18 protein-coding genes are annotated in these 20879 nt (G+C 63.9%); 13 read left to right on the top strand and 5 right to left on the bottom strand.

Annotated features, from left to right (window positions below; all coding sequences use genetic code 11):
- The first annotated feature begins 48 nt into the window (after window positions 1-48).
- From RGQ15_RS00420 to hflX, 6 genes are all read left to right on the top strand, one after another.
- Window positions 49-2307, top strand: coding sequence for a sensor histidine kinase NtrY-like (locus tag RGQ15_RS00420; protein ID WP_311161003.1), 2259 nt, complete (start codon window positions 49-51; stop codon window positions 2305-2307).
- On the top strand, window positions 2304-3692 hold the full coding sequence (gene ntrX, locus RGQ15_RS00415; protein ID WP_311158233.1) for a nitrogen assimilation response regulator NtrX: 1389 nt from the start codon (window positions 2304-2306) through the stop codon (window positions 3690-3692). Before RGQ15_RS00420 ends, ntrX begins: the two co-directional genes overlap by 4 nt.
- Window positions 3693-3827: 135 nt before the next feature.
- Window positions 3828-5204, top strand: coding sequence for a Trk system potassium transporter TrkA (trkA, locus tag RGQ15_RS00410; protein WP_311158232.1), 1377 nt, complete (start codon window positions 3828-3830; stop codon window positions 5202-5204).
- 8 nt (window positions 5205-5212) lie between these two features.
- A complete protein-coding gene (locus tag RGQ15_RS00405; RefSeq protein WP_311158231.1) occupies window positions 5213-6835 on the top strand; it encodes a TrkH family potassium uptake protein in 1623 nt (540 codons plus the stop codon).
- Window positions 6836-6946: 111 nt separating this feature from the next.
- Complete coding sequence (hfq, locus tag RGQ15_RS00400; RefSeq protein ID WP_017999735.1) at window positions 6947-7180, top strand: RNA chaperone Hfq; 234 nt, start codon at window positions 6947-6949, stop codon at window positions 7178-7180.
- Window positions 7181-8488 (top strand): GTPase HflX, encoded by a 1308-nt coding sequence (gene hflX / locus RGQ15_RS00395; protein ID WP_311158230.1) that lies wholly within the window; start codon window positions 7181-7183, stop codon window positions 8486-8488. It begins immediately after the preceding gene.
- Between the two features lie 50 nt (window positions 8489-8538).
- Here hflX and RGQ15_RS00390 read toward each other — a convergent pair whose 3' ends face one another.
- The 5 genes from RGQ15_RS00390 to RGQ15_RS00370 all read right to left on the bottom strand — a co-directional run bounded on the left by RGQ15_RS00390 (window position 8539) and on the right by RGQ15_RS00370 (window position 14267).
- Window positions 8539-9459, bottom strand: coding sequence for a carbohydrate kinase family protein (locus tag RGQ15_RS00390; RefSeq protein WP_311158229.1), 921 nt, complete (start codon window positions 9457-9459; stop codon window positions 8539-8541).
- Entirely contained in the window at window positions 9456-10784 is a 1329-nt protein-coding gene (locus RGQ15_RS00385; RefSeq protein ID WP_311158228.1) for a zinc ribbon domain-containing protein, read from the bottom strand. The genes RGQ15_RS00390 and RGQ15_RS00385 overlap by 4 nt, the downstream gene beginning before the upstream one ends.
- Window positions 10785-10793: 9 nt before the next feature.
- Window positions 10794-11918, bottom strand: coding sequence for an SPFH domain-containing protein (locus RGQ15_RS00380; protein WP_311158227.1), 1125 nt, complete (start codon window positions 11916-11918; stop codon window positions 10794-10796).
- Between the two features lie 103 nt (window positions 11919-12021).
- Window positions 12022-13077: a DUF2927 domain-containing protein gene (locus RGQ15_RS00375; RefSeq protein WP_311158226.1), complete on the bottom strand. Its 1056-nt coding sequence runs from the start codon at window positions 13075-13077 to the stop codon at window positions 12022-12024.
- Entirely contained in the window at window positions 13074-14267 is a 1194-nt protein-coding gene (locus RGQ15_RS00370; RefSeq protein ID WP_311158225.1) for a toxic anion resistance protein, read from the bottom strand. Before RGQ15_RS00370 ends, RGQ15_RS00375 begins: the two co-directional genes overlap by 4 nt.
- 213 nt (window positions 14268-14480) lie before the next feature.
- Here RGQ15_RS00370 and fabF point away from each other — a divergent pair, with 213 nt between their 5' ends.
- The 7 genes from fabF (at window position 14481) to RGQ15_RS00335 (ending at window position 20876) form a co-directional block, all read left to right on the top strand.
- A complete protein-coding gene (gene fabF / locus RGQ15_RS00365; RefSeq protein ID WP_311158224.1) occupies window positions 14481-15743 on the top strand; it encodes a beta-ketoacyl-ACP synthase II in 1263 nt (420 codons plus the stop codon).
- Window positions 15743-16918 carry an endolytic transglycosylase MltG gene (gene mltG, locus RGQ15_RS00360; protein ID WP_311161002.1) on the top strand — a complete coding sequence of 392 codons (1176 nt, stop codon included), beginning with the start codon at window positions 15743-15745 and terminating at the stop codon, window positions 16916-16918. The genes fabF and mltG overlap by 1 nt, the downstream gene beginning before the upstream one ends.
- A gap of 260 nt (window positions 16919-17178) precedes the next feature.
- A complete protein-coding gene (locus RGQ15_RS00355) occupies window positions 17179-17541 on the top strand; it encodes a permease (protein WP_311158223.1) in 363 nt (120 codons plus the stop codon).
- On the top strand, window positions 17492-18832 hold the full coding sequence (locus RGQ15_RS00350; protein ID WP_311161001.1) for a DNA-packaging protein: 1341 nt from the start codon (window positions 17492-17494) through the stop codon (window positions 18830-18832). Before RGQ15_RS00355 ends, RGQ15_RS00350 begins: the two co-directional genes overlap by 50 nt.
- Window positions 18833-18921: 89 nt before the next feature.
- On the top strand, window positions 18922-20103 hold the full coding sequence (locus tag RGQ15_RS00345) for a phage portal protein (RefSeq protein WP_311158222.1): 1182 nt from the start codon (window positions 18922-18924) through the stop codon (window positions 20101-20103).
- A 1-nt stretch (window position 20104) separates the two neighbouring features.
- Entirely contained in the window at window positions 20105-20338 is a 234-nt protein-coding gene (locus tag RGQ15_RS00340; RefSeq protein ID WP_311158221.1) for a GTA head formation protein, RCAP_rcc01685 family, read from the top strand.
- Between the two features lies 1 nt (window position 20339).
- The gene (locus RGQ15_RS00335; RefSeq protein ID WP_311158220.1) at window positions 20340-20876 is read left to right on the top strand and encodes an HK97 family phage prohead protease; all 537 of its coding nucleotides are present in this window, start codon (window positions 20340-20342) and stop codon (window positions 20874-20876) included.
- The last annotated feature ends 3 nt before the right edge of the window (window positions 20877-20879 follow it).

Raw genomic sequence — 20879 nt, 5'->3', positions numbered from 1 at the left:
GCCACAGAAACGCCGCGGAACAGCGGCGAAACCGTGAGGTCGGGCGAGTTGGCGGGATCGCTGTCCAGGGACACATGGGAACGCGTCGTGCGATTGCGGCGCCTTCGTCGCGTTCGTAACGTGGCCACAGTGGGATTGGCCGTGTTGGGTCCGGTTCTTGCTGGCCTGACCTTCACGATCATGGGCCCGTTGGCTGGGGCCGAATATGGTCGGGCGCTGCTGCGCCTCGTGCTGTTGGCCGATCTTCTCTACCTGATCGTGCTCACTGGACTGGTGGCCACGCGGATGACGGGCATTGTCGCGGCGCGGCGGCGCTCGGCGGCAGGATCGCGCCTGCACCTGCGGCTCGTCGGGGTCTTTGCGACGATCGCGCTCGTGCCCACGGTGCTTGTCGCGCTTTTCGCGGGACTTACCGTGAATATCGGTCTGGAAGGGTGGTTCTCGAACCGCGTCCAGCAGGTGGTGCGCAGTTCGCTTGCCGCCGCCGAGGCTTATCAGGAAGAACATCGCCGCGACCTGACCAATGATGCCAAGCTTCTGGCCGGCGCGCTGATCCAGGCCGCCCGGCAGAATCCGATGCTGGGGGATGGCGAGTTGCGCCAGCTTCTGGGGCAGGGCCAGGTGCAAATCCAGCGCGGGCTGCGCGAAGCCTATGTGATCGACGGGCGCGGCACGATCAGGGCGCGCGGCGAACGCAGCTATCAGTTCTGGTATGAACAGCCCTCGCCCGTCCAGTTCGACCAGGCCCAAAGCCAGGGGTTGGTGCTGATCCAGGATTGGCAGAACAACGAATTTCGCGCGTTGGTCCCGCTGACCCCGCTTGCGGACCGCTATCTTTACGTGACGCGGGATGTCGACGGGAAATTGCTGGGGCTGCTGGACGACACCCGCCAGAGCGTCGGCGAATACCAGCGGCTTGAACAGGAACGCGGTCGCGTGCTTCTGGAATTTTCGATGCTCTATCTGGGCTTTGCGCTGCTTCTTGTGGCAGCTGCGATGTGGCTGGGACTGTGGTTCGCCGACCGGCTGTCCCGCCCGATCGGCCGTCTGGCCGAAGCATCCGAACAGGTCGGGCAGGGCAATCTTGACCTGCAGATCCCCGAACCCGACACGGGGGACGAAATCCAGACGCTGGGACAAAGCTTCAACCGCATGACCCGACAGTTGAAGGCGCAGCGACAGGAGCTTGTCGAAAGCTATCGTGCCGCCGACGATCGACGGCGTCTGTTCGATTCCGTTCTGTCCTCGGTCACGGCGGGCGTGATCGGGCTGGACGCGGCGGGAGAGATCGATTTCCTGAACCGGTCGGCGACGCGTCTTCTGGGGCTGGACCCGGACGCATCGCATGACCGGCTGCTTTCCGAACTGGTGCCGGAATTCGCGCCGCTGTTCGACCGTCTTGAGCAATCGGTGAATGAATCGGTGCAGGACGAGATCCGGCTCAGCCGCGAAGGTCGGGTGGAAAGCCTGCTTGTGCGGATGGCCATCCGGCGCGGTGCCGCAGGCGGGCTGGAAGGCTATGTCGTTGCGCTCGATGATGTGACCGATCTCGTCTCGGCGCAGCGCATGGCGGCCTGGGGCGACGTGGCCCGCCGCGTCGCGCATGAGATCAAGAACCCTTTGACCCCGATCCAGCTTTCGGCCGAGCGTCTGAAACGCAAGTTCGGCCCCATCGCCGGAAATGATCGCGAGGCGCTCGAACAATATACCGAAGTCATCATCCGCCAGACCAATGACCTGCGCCGGATCGTGGACGAGTTCTCGCGCTTTGCCCGCATGCCCGAGCCGGATCGCAAGGAAACCGACATCGCAAAGCTTTTGCGCGACAGCGAGTTGATGCAGCGCGATGCGTTGCAGGGGGCGCTGGTGTCGCAGATCCCGGATGAACCGGTGATTGTCGATGCCGATGCGGGCATGATGCGGCAGGTCTTTACCAACCTTCTGAAGAATGCGGGCGAAGCGCTTGATGAATTGCGGGCAGATCCGCCCGAAGGCTGGAGACCCGAAATCAGGGTCGAGCTGACTTCTGCGCCGGATGCGGTGACGATCCGGATCATCGACAACGGACCGGGCCTGCCCGAGGACCGTTCGCGGCTGTTCGAGCCGTATGTCACCATGAAGCAGGGAGGCACCGGGCTGGGCCTACCCATCGTCAAGAAGATCGTCGAGGAGCATGGCGGCAATTTCACCCTGACCGACGCAGGCGGTCACCGGGGTGCGATGGCCCAGATCCGCCTGCCCCGCGAACGCCAGCCCGTGCGCCTGTCGGCGCGGCGCCAGAAACTAGAGCAGGACCACGTGAAATGACTGACATCCTCATCGTTGACGACGAAAAAGACATTCGCGAACTGATCTCGGACATTCTCAGGGACGAGGGCTTCTCGACACGAATGGCCGCGAATTCCGACCAGGCCGTGGCCGAGATCAACCTTGCCGAACCCGCCCTGATGATCCTCGACATCTGGCTGAAGGACAGCAAGATGGACGGGATCGACATCCTGAAGCAGGTCAAGCGCAACAATCCCGACGTTCCCGTCGTGATCATCTCGGGGCATGGGAACATCGAGATCGCGGTCGCCGCGATCAAGCAGGGGGCTTACGACTTCATCGAAAAGCCCTTCAACATCGACCAGCTTCTGGTCGTGATCCGTCGCGCGATGGAGACATCGCGGCTGAGGCGCGAGAACTCGACGCTGAAACGAAGCGAATCCCGCGCGGCCGAGATGCTGGGCAATTCCGCCGCCTTCCGGCGGTTGCGCGAGCAGCTCGACAAGGTGTCGAAGTCGAACGGGCGGATCATGCTGTCGGGTGAGCCCGGCGCGGGCAAGGAAATGGCCGCACGCTACATTCATGCCCAAAGCCCCCGCGCGCGCGAACCCTTCATCGCCGTGCCCTGCGCGACGATCGAGCCCGAGCATATGGAAGAGGTGCTGTTCGGCCGCGAAACCAGCGAACGCGGGATCGAGCCCGGTCTTCTGGAACAGGCCCATGGGGGCGTGATCTATTTCGACGAGGTCGCGGACATGCCCTTGGGCACGCAGACCAAGATCCTGCGCGTCCTGACCGAACAGCAGTTCCAGCGTTCTGGCGGCACCGACAAGGTGCGGGTCGATCTGCGGGTGATTTCCTCGACCAACCGCGACCTTGCGACCGAGATCACGGCGGGACGTTTCCGACAGGAGCTTTATGACCGGCTGAACGTCGTCCCGGTCCCGGTCCCGTCGCTGGCCGAGCGCCGCGAGGATATCGCCCACCTGGCCGAGCATTTCATCGCGCAGTTCCATGCCGCTCAGGGTCTCCCGCTGCGGACCCTGCCGGAAGAAACCGTTGCCGCGCTTCAGGTCATGGCCTGGCCCGGCAACATCCGGCAGCTGCGCAACGTGATCGAACGGGTCCTGATCCTTGGCGATGGGTCCGGTCCGATCGTCCCGGGTGAGCTGGAGGCACAGGGCGGCCAAACCGGTTCAAGCGATACGCTTGCGCTGGGACCGCAGATCACCAGCCTGGCCCTGCGCGAGGCACGCGAGCTGTTCGAGCGGGAATACCTGCTGGCGCAGATCAACCGCTTTGGCGGCAATATCAGCCGCACCGCGCAGTTCGTCGGGATGGAGCGCTCGGCGCTGCATCGCAAGCTGAAATCGTTGGGCGTCGTTGGCGGCGTCCGTGTTGAAGAAGAACTGATGGGCAAGTGAGCCCGCATCGCGTGCGGTCCGGGCCCCGTCCGGACGCACGCATGCGGGCTGCCCGGCACCGGATTTTTGCTGTATGCGCAATTCCATGGCCGCGCTAGGATCGGCCGCGCCGGGGGCTGAAGGGACAAGGCCAAGATGAAGATCATCATTTGCGGGGCCGGCCAGGTCGGCTGGCACATCGCGCGCCATCTGGCTGGCGAGCGCAACGACGTCACCATCATCGACACCAGCGCCGAGCTTATCCGTCGTGCAACCGATGCGCTGGATGTGCAGGGCGTGACGGGTTTTGCCAGCCATCCCGACGTGCTTGACCGCGCAGGCGCACGCGATGCCGACCTGATCATCGCGGCGACGCATTCGGACGAAGTGAACATGGTGACCTGCCAGGTCGCGCATTCCGTTTTCCAGGTGCCGCGCAAGATCGCGCGTCTGCGTTCCTCGGCCTATCTGGATGCGATCTATTCCGATCTCTACCGTACCGACCACCTGCCGATCGACGTGGTGATCAGCCCGGAACGCGAAGTGGCGCGCGCGGCCCTGCAGCGGCTTTCCGCGCCCTCGACCTTCGACGCCGAAAGCTTCCTGAACGGTCGGCTGCAGCTTCTGGGGATATCGCTCGAATCCGACAGCCCGGTTCTGAACACACCGCTGCGCCAGCTGGACGAGATGTTTTCCAGCCTCAGCGCGATCGTGGCCGGGGTGCGGCGGGGCGGAAAGCTTTTTGCGCCCGAACCCGGCGATCAGCTTTTCGACGGCGACCAGATCTATGTCTTCACCCTGTCCGAAGACGTGCCGCGCACGCTGGAGATCTTTGGCAAGCCTGCCGAAAGGCAGGAAAGCGTCGTGATCATCGGGGCAGGGAATGTCGGTCTTGCGGTGGCGCAGACCCTGGAATCGCGGGCCGAGCGGGTGCGCGTCAAGGTGATCGAGCGCGACCGCGCCCGAGCCGAGGATGCCGCCGACACGCTGAACCGGACGATCGTGCTGAATGGCGACGGGCTTTCAGCCGAATTGCTGGAAGAGGCGGGCGTGCCGCGCACGGATGCGGTTCTTGCCGTGACCGATGACGACAAGACGAATATCCTGGCCGCTGTCCGTGCCAAACAGGCGGGGGCTAAGCTTGCCATTTCGCTGATCAACGACCCGACGCTGATGTCGCTGATGGACACGCTGGACATTGACGCCTTCATCAACCCCCGGGCCAGCACGGTTTCGACCATCCTGCGCCATATCCGGCACGGCCGGGTGCGCGACATCTACTCCGTCGGTGATGCCGAGGCCGAGGTGATCGAGGCGCAGGTGCTGTCGACTTCGCCCATCGCGGGCAGGCCGATCCGTGACATCGAGTTCCCGGAAGGCGCGTTGATCGGCGCCGTCATGAAAGGCAGCCGCGTGGTCAAGCCCACCGGCGATCTGCGCATCGAAGAGGGCGACCTTGTCGTCATCTTCGCACTGACGTCGGACATTGCGGAGGTCGAGCGCCTGCTGCAGGTCTCGATCGACTTCTTCTGAGGCCCGCTATGGATCTGCTGCTGCGCCTGCCGCTTCTTGTCATCCTTGCGGGGATCGTGGCGCTGTCGATGATCCTGCCGGGCGCCTATGCCCATGCGCTGGAAATGCACCATCTCGGTCAGGCATTTCTAAGCTGTGGCGGGGTTTTCCTGATCATGTCGGCGCTTGTCGGGATCGCCACCGCCGACCGGCCCCGCGCATCACGCCCGCGCAGCGTGCTGCTGACGATGGTCGGCGCGATGACGCTGCTGCCCGCGATGATGGCCGTGCCCTTTTTGCTTGGCCTGCGCGATACCGGCTTCTTCAATGCCTGGTGGGAGATGATCTCTTGCCTGACGACGACCGGGGCGACGCTGTATTCGGCTGAACTGCTGCCTGCGCCCCTGCATTTGTGGCGCTCGATGGTGGGCTGGATGGGGGGTCTGTTCATGCTGGTCGCGGCCGTCTCGCTGCTTGCCCCGCTGCGGGTCGGGGGGTTCGAGATCATCTCGTCGCCCTATGGCAGGAACGAAAGCTTCGAACGGCTTCCGGCCTCGGCGCGGCCGCGCAGTCCGACCACCCATATTTCGTCTCCGACCTTCCGTTCCGAGCTTTCGGACCCGGTCAGCCGGACGATGCGCTCGTTCCGGCAGGTGTTTCCGGTCTATGCCGGGCTCACGCTCGCGATGTGGACATTGCTCTTGATACTGGGCGAGCCGGGGCTTGTCGCGCTGACCCGCGCGATGGGGACGCTTTCGACCAGTGGCATCAGCCCGGTGAATGGCCCCGCCGCGCATTCGAGCGGCCTCGCGGGCGAGATCCTGATCTTCCTGTTCCTGCTGCCAGCCCTGTCGCGGCGATTCTGGCCCGGTGGGGGCGAACTCAAGACTTCGGAAAGCTGGTGGACGGACCCCGAGTTGAGGTTGGCCGTCTTTGTCGTCCTGCTGGTGTCGAGCATGCTGTTTCTGCGACATTTCCTGGGCGCTATCGGGGTAACGCCCAGCGGGGCGCGCGGCATGATCGAGACATTCGACAGTGCGGTGGCCGCCGCCTGGGGCGGTGTTTTCAGCGCGCTGAGCTACCTGACCACGACAGGGTGGAATTCGAACGAATGGCAGGGCGCGCGCAACTGGTCCGGGCTCAGTTCTCCCGGGCTGATGCTGGCCGGGCTTGCGATCATGGGGGGCGGCGTGGCGACGACCGCCGGCGGTGTGAAGCTGCTGCGGGTCTACGCCCTGGCGCGTCATAGCGAGCGCGAACTGGAACGGATTGTCCACCCGGCCTCGATCGGTGGGGGCGGGCTGATGGCAAGACGGCTGCGGCGCGAAGGTGCCTATCTCGCCTTCATCTTCTTCATGCTTTTCGCCAGTTCGATCGCCGCGATCGTCATGCTCATCTCGCTTCAGGAGATCGAATTCGACAGCGCGACGATCCTGTCCATTGCGGCCCTGACCAATACCGGCCCGCTTGCGGGGGTGATTCCCCTGACCCCGACATTCCAGGGATCGGCCGGGATGGCCGGCGCGCCGTGGGAAGGTTGGGCGGGTTTGCCCGCGATCACCAAGGGCGTTCTGGCAGGTGCCATGATCGTCGGAAGAATCGAGACACTTGCGCTGCTTGCATTGCTTTCCCCCGAATACTGGCGAAAATGATTTACATGGCGTTCATGCAACGCAACGCGCCAGTTCTCTCTCCGCGCGCTTGCATGGCCCGGATGGCTCGCCTAAGTCTTGAAAAACAGCGATAAGAACAAGGTGCACGGGATGGCCGGCGACAAACAAAATCTTCAGGATGCTTTTCTGAACCACGTCCGCAAAGGAAAGGTTCCGGTCACGATCTTCCTTATCAATGGCGTCAAGCTGCAGGGTGTGATCACCTGGTTCGACAATTTCTGCGTGCTGCTGCGCCGCGATGGACAATCGCAGCTGGTCTACAAGCATGCCATTTCGACCATCATGCCGGGGCAACCGATCAGCCTTTACGACGGCGAGGACTGATTGGCAGAACTGACCGAGACCCGCGAACGCCCCACTCGTGCCTATGTGATCCATCCGGATCTGGGGAATTCGCGGACGCGCCGCTCGCCCGAGTTGGCGCTTGAAGAAGCCATTGCACTTGCCCATGCGCTCCCCGCGATCGATGTCGCGGGGGCGGAAGTTGCGCGTCTGCGCAGTCCCGATGCCGGCATGCTGTTCTCCAAGGGAAAACGGCAGGAGATCGGCGATCACCTGAAGGCCGCGTCGGAAGGCGAGGGGGCCGAGCTGGTGCTGATCGACGGGCCGGTGACCCCGGTCCAGCAGCGCAACCTGGAAAAGGAATGGGGCGTAAAGATCCTGGACCGGACCGGGCTGATCCTCGAGATATTCGCGGATCGGGCGCATACGCGCGAAGGCGTGCTGCAGGTCGAGCTTGCGGCGCTGGCCTATCAGCGCACGCGCCTGGTACGCGCCTGGACCCACCTTGAACGCCAGCGCGGCGGTCTTGGCTTTGTCGGCGGTCCGGGGGAAACCCAGATCGAGGCCGACCGCCGTGCGATCGACGAACAGATGATCCGCCTGCGCCGCCAGCTTGAGCGCGTCGTCAAGACACGCGAGCTGCACCGCAAGGCGCGGGCCAAGGTGCCTTACCCGATCGTCGCGCTGGTGGGCTACACGAATGCGGGCAAATCGACGCTGTTCAACCGGATGACCGGCGCCGAGGTCATGGCCAAGGATCAGCTTTTCGCGACGCTTGACCCGACCATGCGGCAGTTGACGCTACCGGGTGGACGACGAGTGATTCTGTCGGATACGGTCGGGTTCATCAGCGAATTGCCGCATGAACTGGTCGCGGCATTCCGTGCCACGCTGGAAGAGGTGCTGGCGGCCGACCTGATCCTGCATGTCCGCGACATCAGCCATCCCGAAACCGAAGAGCAGGCCGGCGACGTCGGTGAGATCCTGGGTAGCCTCGGCGTCGAAGAGGATGTGCCGCTGATCGAGGTCTGGAACAAGATCGACGCGCTTTCCCCGGAAATCCGCGATGCGCTGCGCCGCACCGATGCCCGGACCGAGGGGGTGCAGGCGATCAGCGCGCTGTCGGGCGACGGTCTGGAGGAACTTGCGGCGGCAATCGATGCCCGCCTGGCCGAGGCGCTGGACGAACCGCGCGAGGAAGCCGTGCTGCGCCTTGCACTTGAAGACGGTCGCCGCCGCGCATGGTTGCACCAGCAATCCATCGTCCAGTCCGAAGAGATCGACGAGAACGGTGTCAGCCTGACCGTCAGCTGGACGGCACGACAAAAGGCGCAGTTCGAAGCGATCTGAGCCGTTCTGTCCATCAAAGTGAAGGCCGCGCAATGCGCGGCCTTTGTCATTCACGATGGCAGGGCGGCCAGCTCATGTGCCCAGGGCGGGTTCGCACCGGGGCGCGAAACCGTGACGGCCGCCGCGCGGGTGCCAAGGGTCAGGGCCTTCAGCAGCGTTTCGGGCCTCAGATCGTCGATACCCTCACGGGACAGCGCACCTTCGGCGTGCAATGCTGCCAGCACGCCAGCGTTGAACGTGTCGCCCGCACCGATCGTGTCCGCGACGTCGACCCGCAGCGCGGGCGCGCTGATCCTTTCGCCCGACCAATGCGCGGCTGCGCCCTGTGCGCCGCCGGTCTGGAAGACGACCTTGGCCCCCTTGGCCAGGATGGTGCTTGCGGCCTCTTCGAAGCTTGCGCCGGGCATCAGCCATTCGAGGTCATCGGCCGAAAGCTTCACCAGGTCAGCCATGCCGATCAACCGTTCGAGCCGCGCCCGGTAACGGTCGGGATCGGCGATGAAGAAGGGGCGGATGTTCGGGTCGATCATCACGGGAACACGCGGGTGAAGCCGGGCGACCAGTTCCTCGACCGCCGCGCCGCAGGGATCGGGCACAAGGCTGATCCCGCCGATGAAAAGCGCCGATATCTCGTCCGGGATGGCGGGCAGGTCTTCGGGCGTGAGCATGCGGCCCGCCGAGCCCTCATCATAGAAGGAATAGCGCGCCTCGCCGCCGGTCAGCGTGACGAAGGCCAGTGTCGTCAGGCGGTCCGAGCGGGGGCAGAGCGATGTATCCACATTCGCTTCGGCCAGGGGACGCAGCAACATTTCGCCAAAGGGATCGCGCGAGATCGGCCAGAGATAGCCCGAAGGCGCGCCGATCCGCCCCAAGGCGATCGCGGTATTATAGACCGCGCCCCCCGCGAGCGGACGGAAGGTCCCGTTTTCCGGCACCATGTCGATCAGCGATTCTCCGGCACAAAGGATCATGCTTTCGTCTCCATCATCGCGACGGCGGCGGGGCCGGTCGCTTCGGTCATGGGCAGGTGATAGCCGGGCGCCGCGTCCATGGGAAGCATGCGATAGGCCGACCCTTGTCCGACACGCACGAAGTTCTGGCTTTCATTGAGCCAGAGCAGCGCCATCAGGATCAGAAGCGCGACGATCACGGCGAGTGTGATCTTCCAGACAGACCAGGGCCGCTCGCCCTGCACCCGTCCCGATTGTCCATTCACCACGAAACGGTAGCTTTTCCCGTTATAGCGATAGGCGGCGGTCCAGACCGGCAGCAGGATGTGCTTGAAGGTTTCATCTGAATGCGATGTCTGGATCGAGGCGATCTGCTGTTCGTTGCCGCCAATGGCGCGGCGCACATCCATGGCGATGACACCCGACATTTCCTGGCGCGCGATCTGATGTCCCGAGGCCAGCGGGATCGTGTAGCCCTCGGCCATGAAGCCCGCGAGATATTCAGGCTGATAGGTCACGAGATGCGAAAGATCCCACGGCGTAAGCGCGTCGGTGATGCGGCGGGGCAGCGAACTGGCGGCGAGCACGAGCACATCGTTGAAATTTCGCGCGACCTGTCCGGAGACCGAAGTCCATCGGGTCCTGCGGACCTGTCGCGCGACCCGCTGCATTCGGCCGTTCACCTCTTCCGTGACCCAGACCGTTTCGTAATACCAATCGCCCCGCATCCCGGAATAAAGCGAGCGGGTCGAGGCGTCGAAGGTCCAGAAGGGCGAATAGATCCCGTTCATGCGGCGTCCACGCCGGGCATAGGCCGTCAGCCCCGAAGGCGCGAACCACAGCCCCTTGAGCCAGCTTTCCAGCGCGGCCTTGGCCTGTTCCTCGCGGATGACGAAGGGCAGCACCCCCTGCGGTTTCAGCAGTCGCATGCTGCCGGTATCGGTGACGACTGCCGTTGCGCAGAACGGGCAGCTTGATGCGTGGCTATCCGAGGTGATCTCGATCTTGGCGCCGCAATTCGGACAGGAAAGCGTACGGACGGTTTCGGTCAGGGTGCTGTTGCGGTCGATGCGCAGCCCCTGTTCCAGCGGCAGTTCGACCAGCTCTGGTGCCTTGTGGCTGGCATCCCATTGCAGCGCGCGCCCCGTAGTTGGATCGCGCAGGATCATCTGATCTCCCCACGGCCCCTCTCTGGACTGCCGGCTGGGGGCGCGGGCGGCGCCGGGACTTATGTCCTGCTCATGTCCGCAATAGGGGCAGTGCAACCGTTGCTGGCCGGGCGAGAATTCGAGGCTCGCACCGCAATTCTCGCACGGATAGCGGTATTCTGACGGAGGGGTAGGCATTCAGGCCGCTCAGCCGTCCTCTTTGGGTAGCGGGGGTGGCGGCGGTGCAACCGTGAAAAGCTGGGCAAGTTCGATGACATCATCCGCAGGCTTCCAGCCATCCTGACCCGGTGTCCAGACCAGTGTTTCCCGGCTGAACCTGCCTTCATGCGCCAGCCGTCCCAGATGCGCCCGGCCATATGGCCCCTCGGCCTGACCATTGACCGCGATGTGCCAGACCGTTTCGGGATGCAAGGGCGGCGGGCTTTGCGGTGCGGCCTGCTGCGGCACGGCACCCCAAGGGCCGCGCTGCATGCCGGCCATTGCCGCCCCCATGCCCGCTCCGAGACCGGCACCCAAGCCTGCCCCCATGCCGCCGGGCTGGTTCGAGGCGTTCAGCATCGCCTCGGAGGCGGCATATTGGCCGAAGCGGTCGAGATCCCCGACGATCCCCATCGAGGTCCGCTTGTCGAGAATCTTTTCGACCTCGTCGGGCAGGCTGATGTTCTCGATATAGAATTCGGGGATGTTGAGCCCGTATTCGGCGATGGTCGGGGCGATCGCCTTGGCGACCATCTTGCCGAACTGGCCGGTGTTCGCGGCCATGTCGAGAACCGGGATGCCGGAACCGGCGATCATGCGCGAAAATTCCTGCACGATGATGTTGCGCAGCTGGAAGGTGATTTCGTCCTTGGTGAACTCGCCGTCGGTTCCGACGATTTCCAGCATGAACTTGCCGGGATCGGTCACGCGCATCGAATAGGTGCCGAAAGCACGGATGCGGACCGGGCCGAATTCCGGGTCCCGCGCGATCACGGGGTTCTTGGTGCCCCATTTCAGGTCGTTGAACCGCGTCGTATTGACGAAGTAGATCTCGGACTTGAACGGGCTGCGGAAGCCATGATCCCAGTGCTGGATGCGCGTCAGGATCGGAAGGTTGTTGGTTTCCAGCATGTAAAGGCCCGGGCCGAACACATCGGCAAGCTGGCCCTCGTGGATGAAAACGGCGGACTGGCCTTCGCGAACGGTCAGTTTGGCGCCGTATTTTATGGCCTTTCCGACGGTGGGAAAGCGGTAGACCATCGTGTCCCGGGTGTCGTCGGTCCATTCGATGATGTCGATGAACTCGCCGCCGAGAATGTCGAGGATGCCCATGACCATGCCTTTCACGGTGTTGATGTGAACCGGATGTCTGTCGTTCCTGATAGTGCCGCGCAGAAAAGCAGCGTCAAGTCCCGACGCCCGGAGTTTGCGTGTCTCAGGCGCTTGTCCCGAGCAACTCGCGCGCGATCTCGAGCACGATCGGCCGGGCCTCGGCCTCGTTCATGCCGGGGCGAAGGCGCGGATCATAAAGGATCTTCAGCAAGAGTTCGTCATGCGGGGTGAGATAGGCGAATTCCTCGTCATCATTGAAGATCGAGGGGCGAACCAGCCTGCTGTCATTGGCAAGCCCAAGTCCTTGTGCGATTTCCTCGTGGATGCACGAGCGCCGCAGGCGCGGTGGGGTTTCCGACCGGATCAGCGCGACCGCCCGGTCGTAGGTGGCAATATTGCCGCGGGAATAGGCGAAAACGGTGCAATAATTCTGCGGTGAAAGTTCGCGCAATGCCGAGATGTCGCCTTCGGGGATGCCGGGCACCAGCTGGGCCAAGCGGGGGCCGATCTGGTGGCGCTCGTCCTCGCTGACGATGAGCACGGTGAAATTGCCGTTGTCGATCCCGAGCGAGACAGGCCGGCCCGATGCTGATTGCAGCCGCGAGGCAAAGGCTGCGATATCCGAGCGATCACGCGCGCGCTGCGCCGACGAAACCGACGCGCCGAACTCGATATTGAGCCTGACGGGTTGTTCCCAGCGCCGCAAAGGGGCGGGCGAGGGGCGGGAAACCAGTTGGCCACCGTCGCGGGAATATTCGTCATAAAGGGCGATGCGGACGAAGTCGTCCGTAAGCCGCTCGGGCGTCATCTCGATTTCGTTGCCGCTGTCGGTGCGCAGCAGCCCGCGCGCGACAAGCGTTTCTTCGACCCCTTGCAGATAGTCCCTCATATTGGTGCTTGCCGGCGTATCGGCGGCTGCGGCAGCCGCGTCGTTGGCCGCGCGGGCCCGCTCGGCACGATCGCGACGAAGCGCGGCCTGGGTCAGCGCCTCTCGGTCGGGGCGGGGCTGGGGCGCCACCGCCCGGATCGAGGAGGTTGACGACCCTGGTTCGGCCGGCAGATCGGAGCAGGCCGAGAGGAGCGCGAAAGCGAGACAGGCAATGCCCGACCGCGGGAAAAGGCCGTGATGGCTGGACGCAAGACCCGGTTGGCGTGTCACGATCTTTCCGTAGCAGGGGACGTCTGGGGTTGGAGGCGGTTCTGGGAGGCGCTGGCAGATGCCAGGGTTCGGCGCAATTCGCCCTCCATATGTTTCAGTTCATCCTCGGCTGCGGCACGACGTGCCTTGCCTTCGTCCGCGATCCGGAGACTGTCCTCGATCGTCGCGATCAGCTCGGCATTCGCGGCACGCACGGATTCGATGTCGAAAACACCGCGCTCGGTCTGCGTCCGGATGGCCTGATTGGCCTGGCGCAGGTTCTTGGCATTCGCGGTCAACAGATCATTCGTCAGATCATTCGCATCCTTGACCGCCTTGGCGGCCTGGGCGCTGCGGCTGATGGTGACGGCTTGTGCCAACTGCGTTTCCCAAAGCGGGACCGTGTTCACCAGCGTCGAATTGATCTTGGTAATCAGGGATTTGTCATTTTCCTGCACAAGTCGGATCGAGGGCAGGGATTGCATCGTGACCTGGCGCGTGAGCTTCAGGTCGTGCACGCGGCGTTCCAGATCGTCACGCGCGGCGCGCAGGTCGCGCATCTCTTGCGCGGCCATGACCTTTTCGGATTCGGCGGCGGATTCGATCAAGGCTTCCTTTGCGGGGATCTCGTTCGCGTCGATCTGCGCCAGCTTTTCCTCGCCGGCGGCAATGTAGAGCGCGAGTTCGTCATAAAAGGCCAGCGTGCGATCGTAGAGCACGTCGAGCGAGCGGACATCCTTCAGCAGGCGGTGCTGATGGCTGTCCAGATCGGCGGCAACCTTGTCGATCTGGGACTGGACCTCTTCGTAATTCGCGACGAATTTCGCGAAGGGCGCGGCGCGACCGGTCAGGCGTTCCCACCAGCTGCGTTCGCGGCGCACATCGAGTTCGCTGACCGAGAAGCCGCGGATCGTGGTCACGATCTCGCGCAGGGATTCGCCGACCGGGCCGACATCCTTGTTCTTCACATCGGCGAGCATTTCCTGGCTGATCTCTTGCAGTTCATTCTGTGCGCGGGCACCGAAATGAACGATGGAACTGCTGTCTTGAAGGTTGATTTCATCCATCCGGCGCCGGATTTCCTCGGCGGTTTGCCCCGAAGCTTCGGCCAATGGCGGCGGAGCAGGATGCGGATCTGGAAGGACGACCGAGGTCACGTTCACTATTTCATCCAATGCTGCTTCGGCGCTGGCCTTGGTCTGGGTCGTCATACGTCAACCTTTCCATCATCTGCAGGACCTATCGGAAATCATAGGCCCTTTTCGGGTCGGTTCAATGGCGCTCGGAACGGGAATCCGGCTTTCCGCAAAGGAAGCCCAAAGCATCGTCACAGGTTCCGGGACCGTGCGAAAAGTCATGGCGTTGCGCCGAGGACTGGCCGCGTGTAGAACCGCAGCGATTAAGCGAGGGTTAAGGAGCCGTCTATGCGCAGAGTTGTCGTCACCGGCCTTGGTATGGTCACGCCGCTGGCCTCGGGGGTCGAAGAGACCTGGAGGCGCCTTCTCGCCGGGGAATCCGGCGCGGGACCTATCACGCGGTTCGATGCCAAGGATGTCGCGACGAAATATGCCTGCGAGATCCCTTATGGTGACGGGACCGACGGCACATTCAACCCCGATGACTGGATGGAACCCAAGGACCGCCGCAAGGTGGATGACTTCATCCTTTACGGTATGGCCGCAGCCGATCAGGCGGTGAAGGATGCGGGCTGGGAGCCCCAATCCGAAGAGGATCGCATCCGCACCGGCGTGATGATCGGTTCGGGCATTGGCGGGCTTTCGTCGATTGCCGACACAGCTGTCCTGATCAAGGAGCGCGGGCCGAAGCGCGTTTCGCCCTTCTTCATTCCCGGCGCGCTGATCAATCTTGTTTCAGGGCAGGTTTCGATCCGCTTCGGTTTCAAGGGCCCGAACCATGCCGTCGTCACCGCATGCTCGACGGGGGCGCACGCCATCGGCGATGCGGCGCGGCTTATCATGCTGGGGGATGCCGACGTGATGATCGCGGGCGGCGCGGAGAGCCCGATCTGCGAGATCGGGGTTGCGGGCTTCAACGCCTGCAAGGCGCTGTCGACCAAATGCGAGAACGATCCCAAGGCGGCCAGCCGTCCCTGGGATGAGGGCCGCGACGGTTTCGTCATGGGCGAGGGCGCGGGCGTCGTCGTGCTGGAGGAATACGAGCACGCGAAGGCGCGCGGGGCCAAGATCTATGCCGAAGTGCTGGGTTACGGCATGTCGGGAGACGCCTATCACATCACGGCGCCGTCCGAAGACGGTGATGGCGGGTTCCGCAGCATGGCCGCCGCGATGAAACGCGCGAATATCGCGCCCGCCGATCTGGATTACATCAACGCGCATGGCACCTCGACCATGGCCGACGTGATCGAACTGGGCGCGGTCGAGCGGATGCTGGGCGAAGCCGCGGGCAACGTGGTCATGTCCTCGACCAAATCGTCGATCGGGCACCTGTTGGGCGCGGCTGGCGCGGTCGAGGCGATCTTCTGCATCCTGGCGATCCGTGACCAGATCTGCCCGCCGACGATCAATCTCGACAATCCGGCGCGGGAAACCCGGATCGACCTGGCCGCGAATGCCGCTGTTCGCCGCAAGGTGGATTACGTTCTGTCGAACAGCTTCGGCTTTGGCGGGACGAATGCCAGCCTTGTCATGGGGCGCGTCCCGCAATGATGTGGCGCCATATCGCGTCGAACTTCCTGACGCTGCTGATCGTCATCCTGGTCGCGGTTGCGGCCGCGATTGCCTGGGGCAAGCACGAATACAGCAGTCCTGGTCCGAGTGCTTCCGCGCAATGCGTCCGCGTCGCCCCGGGCGCCAGTCTGGCCGCGGTCAGCGACCAGTTGGTGGAACAGGGGGTCGTCTCGAATGGCTATATCTTTCGTGCGGGAACGGACTACCGGGGCAAGGCGGGGGGGCTGAAATTCGGCTCCTATCTCATCCCCGCGCATTCAACGATGGAGCAGGTCGTCGATATCCTGTCGGCGGGCGGCCCATCGACCTGCGGGGTCGAACTGACCCTGCGGATCGGCGTGCGCGAGAACTCGGTGGTGCTGCGCGATATTGACCCCGAAACGGGCTCGATGGCCGAGCAGGCCAAATACGACCCGGCCAAAGAGGAAGCCCCGGCCCCGATCCTGGCCGCCGAGGAAAGCGCGACCTCGCGGCTGCGCATCACGGTGGCCGAGGGCGTGACCAGCTGGCAGATCGTCGAGGGGCTGAAGCAGGCGAAGTTCCTTGCCGGGAATGTCGCCAAGGTTCCCGATGAGGGCAGCCTCGCTCCCGAGACCTATGAGGTGCAAAAGGGCTCTGATCGGGGCGACCTGATCGACGAGATGGCCGAGCGCCAGGCGTCGATCCTGGCTGCGGCATGGGAAAAGCGTCAGCCGGATCTGCCCTATGCGACGCCGCAAGAGGCGCTGATCATGGCCTCGATCATCGAGAAGGAAACCGGGGTCGCCGCCGAGCGCCGCGTCGTCGCAAGCGTGTTCATCAACCGGTTGCGCCGAGAAATGCGTCTGGAGACCGACCCGACGGTGATCTATGGCGTCACTAAAGGTCAGGGCGTACTGGATCGCGGCATTCGCGGCTCGGAGCTGCGCCGCCGCACGCCTTACAATACCTATGTGATCGCGGGCCTTCCGCCGACCCCGATCGCCAATCCTGGCCGCGCCGCGATCGAGGCTGCGATGGACCCCGAGGAGACGGATTTCATCTTTTTCGTCGCCGACGGATCGGGCGGGCATGCCTTTGCGCGGACCCTTGCGGAGCACAATGAGAATGTTGCCCGCTGGCGCAGGATCGAACGGGAACGCGGACAACCCTTGTCTCCGGTTCAAGGCGACTAGATTCGGAATGTAGCGGGGCGATCCTTTCGCCCCGTTGCGCATGGCGCACGCTGGGGTGTTGCGTGCCTAGATATTTGATTTTACAGAATAAATTCGAAAGCTGTATTCAACCTTGGGTTTATCGTTGACTCTGCGAACGCCCTAAGGTAGAAATTATCCATGCTGGGAGAAATGGGCAAGCGGCCGGGTCGACGACCTCGGGCCGCTTTTTTCATGGCTCGCTCGTGCGGACAATCACACGAGGGCAAGGCGACACACCTATGACGATGAACTTCGATCCGGGGATTGAGCCACCGGAAGGGCCTTACATGGCTGGCGCCGAAGTGGTGCCCGACATGAGCGTGCTGGAAATCGCGGATGGGCTGTTTCAGTCCTATGCGGCGGATCTGCATCGGCTGCGGCTGAAGATCCAGGCCGGCGAAACGAATGAATTGAAGGAATCCGGCCGACTGGTGCGCGACCTGAGGGCGGCCGCGCATCTGGTGCTGGAGGAAAGGGGCAAGGTTGACAAGCTTCGCAAGGATGCAGCCGGACAGGTCGAAGGAGGCGCTCTCGACCTTGTCGCGGCACGAGATGAAATCGGGCGCCGCCTGGCTTGCCTGCGCCGAACCTCGGGAGGTTGACGAATTCCTGGGGGGGCTCAGCGACAATGCGCTGGCGAGCCTGCCCTGGTTGTTCGAGTTCTGGGCGCTGCCGCACCAGTTGCCGCCCGAAGGCGACTGGAAAAGCTGGGTCATCATGGGCGGGCGCGGCGCGGGCAAGACCCGCGCCGGCGCGGAATGGGTCAGGGGGCAGGTCGAGGGCGCGACCCCGGAGATGCCGGGGCGCGCCCATCGGGTGGCGCTGGTCAGTGAGACATTTGACCAGGCGCGCGACGTGATGGTCTTTGGCGAGTCGGGCATTCTGGCCTGCTCGCCTCCTGACCGCCGGCCGGTATGGGAAGCCGGCCGGCGCAGGCTGGTCTGGCAGAACGGGGCGACGGCGCAGGTCTTTTCGGCGCATGAGCCCGAGGCGCTGCGGGGTCCCCAATTCGACGCGGCATGGGTCGATGAACTGGCCAAGTGGAAGAAGGCGGAGGACACCTGGGACATGCTGCAATTCGCGTTGCGGCTGGGTGATCATCCCCAGCAAGTGGTGACGACGACACCGCGCAATGTCGCGGTGCTGAAGCGCATCCTGGGCAATGCCTCGACCGTCACGACCCATGCGCCGACGGATGCGAACCGCGCCTATCTGGCCGAGAGCTTCCTGGCCGAGGTCGAAGAGCGTTATGCGGGCACCAGGCTGGGTCGGCAGGAACTGGAGGGCGTGCTTCTGGAGGATGTCGAAGGCGCGCTGTGGACGACCGCGATGGTGGAGCGCTGCCGGACGGACAAGGCCCCCGAATTGACCCGCATCGTGGTCGCGGTCGATCCTTCGGTGACGGGCGGAGCGGGCTCGGACGAATGCGGCATCATTGTCGCGGGCGTCCGGGCCGAGGGGCCGGCGACCGGCTGGCGGGCCTATGTGCTGGAGGACGCAACCGTGCGGGGCGGCCCGACCGACTGGGCCCGCGCCGCGATCTCGGCGATGGATCGTCACGGTGCCGAACGCCTGGTGGCCGAGGTCAACCAGGGCGGCGATCTTGTCGAAAGCGTTGTCCGTCAGATCGATCCGCTGGTGCCCTTCAAGGCCTTGCGGGCCGGGCGGGGCAAGGGGCTGCGTGCCGAACCAGTCGCCGCGCTTTACGAGCAGGGGCGAGTTCATCACTTGCGGGGGCTGGGGGCGCTGGAAGACCAGATGTGCCGAATGACCGTACGTGGCTATGACGGCAAGGGATCGCCCGACCGTCTGGATGCACTGGTCTGGGCAATACATGAGCTGATGATCGAACCGTCGGCGCATGCGAGGAACCCGCAGATCAGGGGTCTCTGACGATCCGACGGAATTTGAACCGGGCCTCCGAAGGTCCGAGAAGGGTCGCGCAAGGCGGCCCTTTTTTCTTGGGAAATCAGGAGGAAACCATGGGTTTTCGTTGGTTCGGGCAGGCAAGGTCCGAGGCTTCCGTGGAAACAAAGGCGAGCGCAACGGGCAAGATCGTGGCGCTGTCGGCCGGAGCAGGGCGCGTGGTCTGGTCGCCCCGCGACACGGTTTCGCTGACGCGGGCCGGGTTTTCAGGAAACCCGGTCGGATTTCGCGCCGTGCGCCTGATTGCCGAAGCGGCAGCGGCGGTTCCGCTGCTGTGCCAGGATCGCGAGCGGCGCTATGACACTCACCCGGTGCTGGACCTGTTGCGCAGGCCCAATCCAGGGCAGGGCAGGGCAGATCTGCTCGAGGCGCTGATCGGGCAGATCCTGCTGAGCGGCAACGGCTATGTCGAGGCCGTCGGAGAGGGCGCCAAGGGATTGCCCGCTGAATTGCACGTCCTGCGCTCGGACCGGATCGCCGTCGTGCCCGGAACAGATGGCTGGCCCGAGGCCTATGAATATGCAGTGGGCGGGCGCAAGTTCCGGTTCGAAATGGCCGGAAGCCCCGATCCGATCTGCCATATCAAGAGCTTTCACCCGCTGGACGATCACTATGGGCTGTCGCCCATGCAGGCGGCGGCGGTCGCGGTGGACGTGCATAACAGTGCATCGAGCTGGTCCAAGGCATTGCTTGACAATGCTGCGCGGCCTTCGGGGGCCATCATCTACAAGGGCGTGGACGGGCAGGGCAGCCTGTCGCCTGACCAGTATGATCGGCTGGTGACCGAGATGGAGTTGCACCATCAGGGCGCGCGCAATGCGGGGCGGCCGATGCTGCTGGAAGGCGGCCTTGACTGGAAGCCGATGGGGTTCAGCCCCAGTGACATGGAATTTCACGAGACCAAGAAGGCCGCAGCGCGTGAAATCGCGCAGGCTTTCGGCGTGCCTCCGATGCTGATCGGCATTCCGGGGGATGCGACCTATGCAAACTATGCCGAGGCGCATCGTGCCTTCTACCGGCTGACGGTATTGCCTTTGGTGTCACGGGTCGCAAGCGCGCTGGCCTGGTGGCTGTCGGAGCACATGGGGGCAGAGATCGACCTGCGCCCCGATCCCGATCAGGTGCCGGCGCTGGCAGAAGAGCGCGATCAGCAATGGAAACGTGTCGGCGATGCCATTTTCCTGACGGATTCAGAGAAGCGCGCGGTGCTGGGCTTGCCGCCACTTTCGGAGGGGTAAGATGGAGGGTTCGCGTTTTCTGAAGGAGCCCTTCGACTGGCACGACCAGCGCTTCGACACACAGGAGAGGATCATGGCCTTGCAGTTCGGGCAGGTGGAACGACGCCTCGAACGGATCGAGGCATTGATCGAGGGGCTGGAACGTCGGCTTTGGATGACGGTCTACGGCGTGGTCGCAGTCATCCTCACGCAGGCCGTGCAGTCGATCCTGGAATACGCACCGAAAGGAGGCTGAGGTGAATTTGAAGGACTATGGGCTGGAACTCAAACATGCCGCCGGCGGAACGCTTGTCTCGGATGGTGCGACCATCGAAGGCTATGCGAGCCTTTTCGGCCTGCCTGATCAGGGCGGCGATATCGTGACCAAGGGCGCCTTTGCGGAAAGCCTGAGGCGCGTGGCAGAAAGGGGGGACCGGGTCAGGATGCTGTGGCAGCACGACCCCGCCCGGCCCATCGGCGTCTGGGACGAAATCCGCGAGGACGCGAAGGGGCTGTGGGTCAAGGGGCGCCTTTTGCCCGAAATCGCCCAGGCTCGTGAGGCCGCCGCGCTGATTGCCGCTGGCGCGATGGATGGCCTTTCGATCGGCTACCGAACCATTTCCGCCGAGCGCGACGCCAAGGGGCGGCGGCTGCTGAGTGAGGTCGAGCTGTGGGAGGTGTCCCTGGTCACTTTCCCGATGCTGGCCGAGGCGAAGGTCGGTCAGAAATCCGATCGGGAATTCGAGATGGCGGCGGCGTTCCGTGCCGCAACCAAGGCGCTGCGCGCCGAGTGATTT

The organism is Paracoccus sp. MBLB3053, from assembly GCF_031822435.1.
Taxonomy (GTDB): Bacteria; Pseudomonadota; Alphaproteobacteria; order Rhodobacterales; family Rhodobacteraceae; genus Paracoccus; species Paracoccus aurantius.
This window is presented reverse-complemented; position numbering and strand designations above follow the sequence as displayed.

Coding starts and splice junctions, on each gene's coding strand:
- fabF (WP_311158224.1), top strand. CDS start 14,481: ATGCGCAGAGTTGTCGTCACCGGCCTTGGTATGGTCACGCCGCTGGCC.
- mltG (WP_311161002.1), top strand. CDS start 15,743: ATGTGGCGCCATATCGCGTCGAACTTCCTGACGCTGCTGATCGTCATC.
- trkA (WP_311158232.1), top strand. CDS start 3,828: ATGAAGATCATCATTTGCGGGGCCGGCCAGGTCGGCTGGCACATCGCG.
- hfq (WP_017999735.1), top strand. CDS start 6,947: ATGGCCGGCGACAAACAAAATCTTCAGGATGCTTTTCTGAACCACGTC.
- RGQ15_RS00345 (WP_311158222.1), top strand. CDS start 18,922: ATGGGTTTTCGTTGGTTCGGGCAGGCAAGGTCCGAGGCTTCCGTGGAA.
- RGQ15_RS00405 (WP_311158231.1), top strand. CDS start 5,213: ATGGATCTGCTGCTGCGCCTGCCGCTTCTTGTCATCCTTGCGGGGATC.
- RGQ15_RS00380 (WP_311158227.1), bottom strand. CDS start 11,918: ATGGGCATCCTCGACATTCTCGGCGGCGAGTTCATCGACATCATCGAA.
- RGQ15_RS00390 (WP_311158229.1), bottom strand. CDS start 9,459: ATGATCCTTTGTGCCGGAGAATCGCTGATCGACATGGTGCCGGAAAAC.
- RGQ15_RS00385 (WP_311158228.1), bottom strand. CDS start 10,784: ATGCCTACCCCTCCGTCAGAATACCGCTATCCGTGCGAGAATTGCGGT.
- RGQ15_RS00340 (WP_311158221.1), top strand. CDS start 20,105: ATGGAGGGTTCGCGTTTTCTGAAGGAGCCCTTCGACTGGCACGACCAG.
- RGQ15_RS00355 (WP_311158223.1), top strand. CDS start 17,179: ATGACGATGAACTTCGATCCGGGGATTGAGCCACCGGAAGGGCCTTAC.
- RGQ15_RS00350 (WP_311161001.1), top strand. CDS start 17,492: ATGAAATCGGGCGCCGCCTGGCTTGCCTGCGCCGAACCTCGGGAGGTT.
- ntrX (WP_311158233.1), top strand. CDS start 2,304: ATGACTGACATCCTCATCGTTGACGACGAAAAAGACATTCGCGAACTG.
- RGQ15_RS00370 (WP_311158225.1), bottom strand. CDS start 14,267: ATGACGACCCAGACCAAGGCCAGCGCCGAAGCAGCATTGGATGAAATA.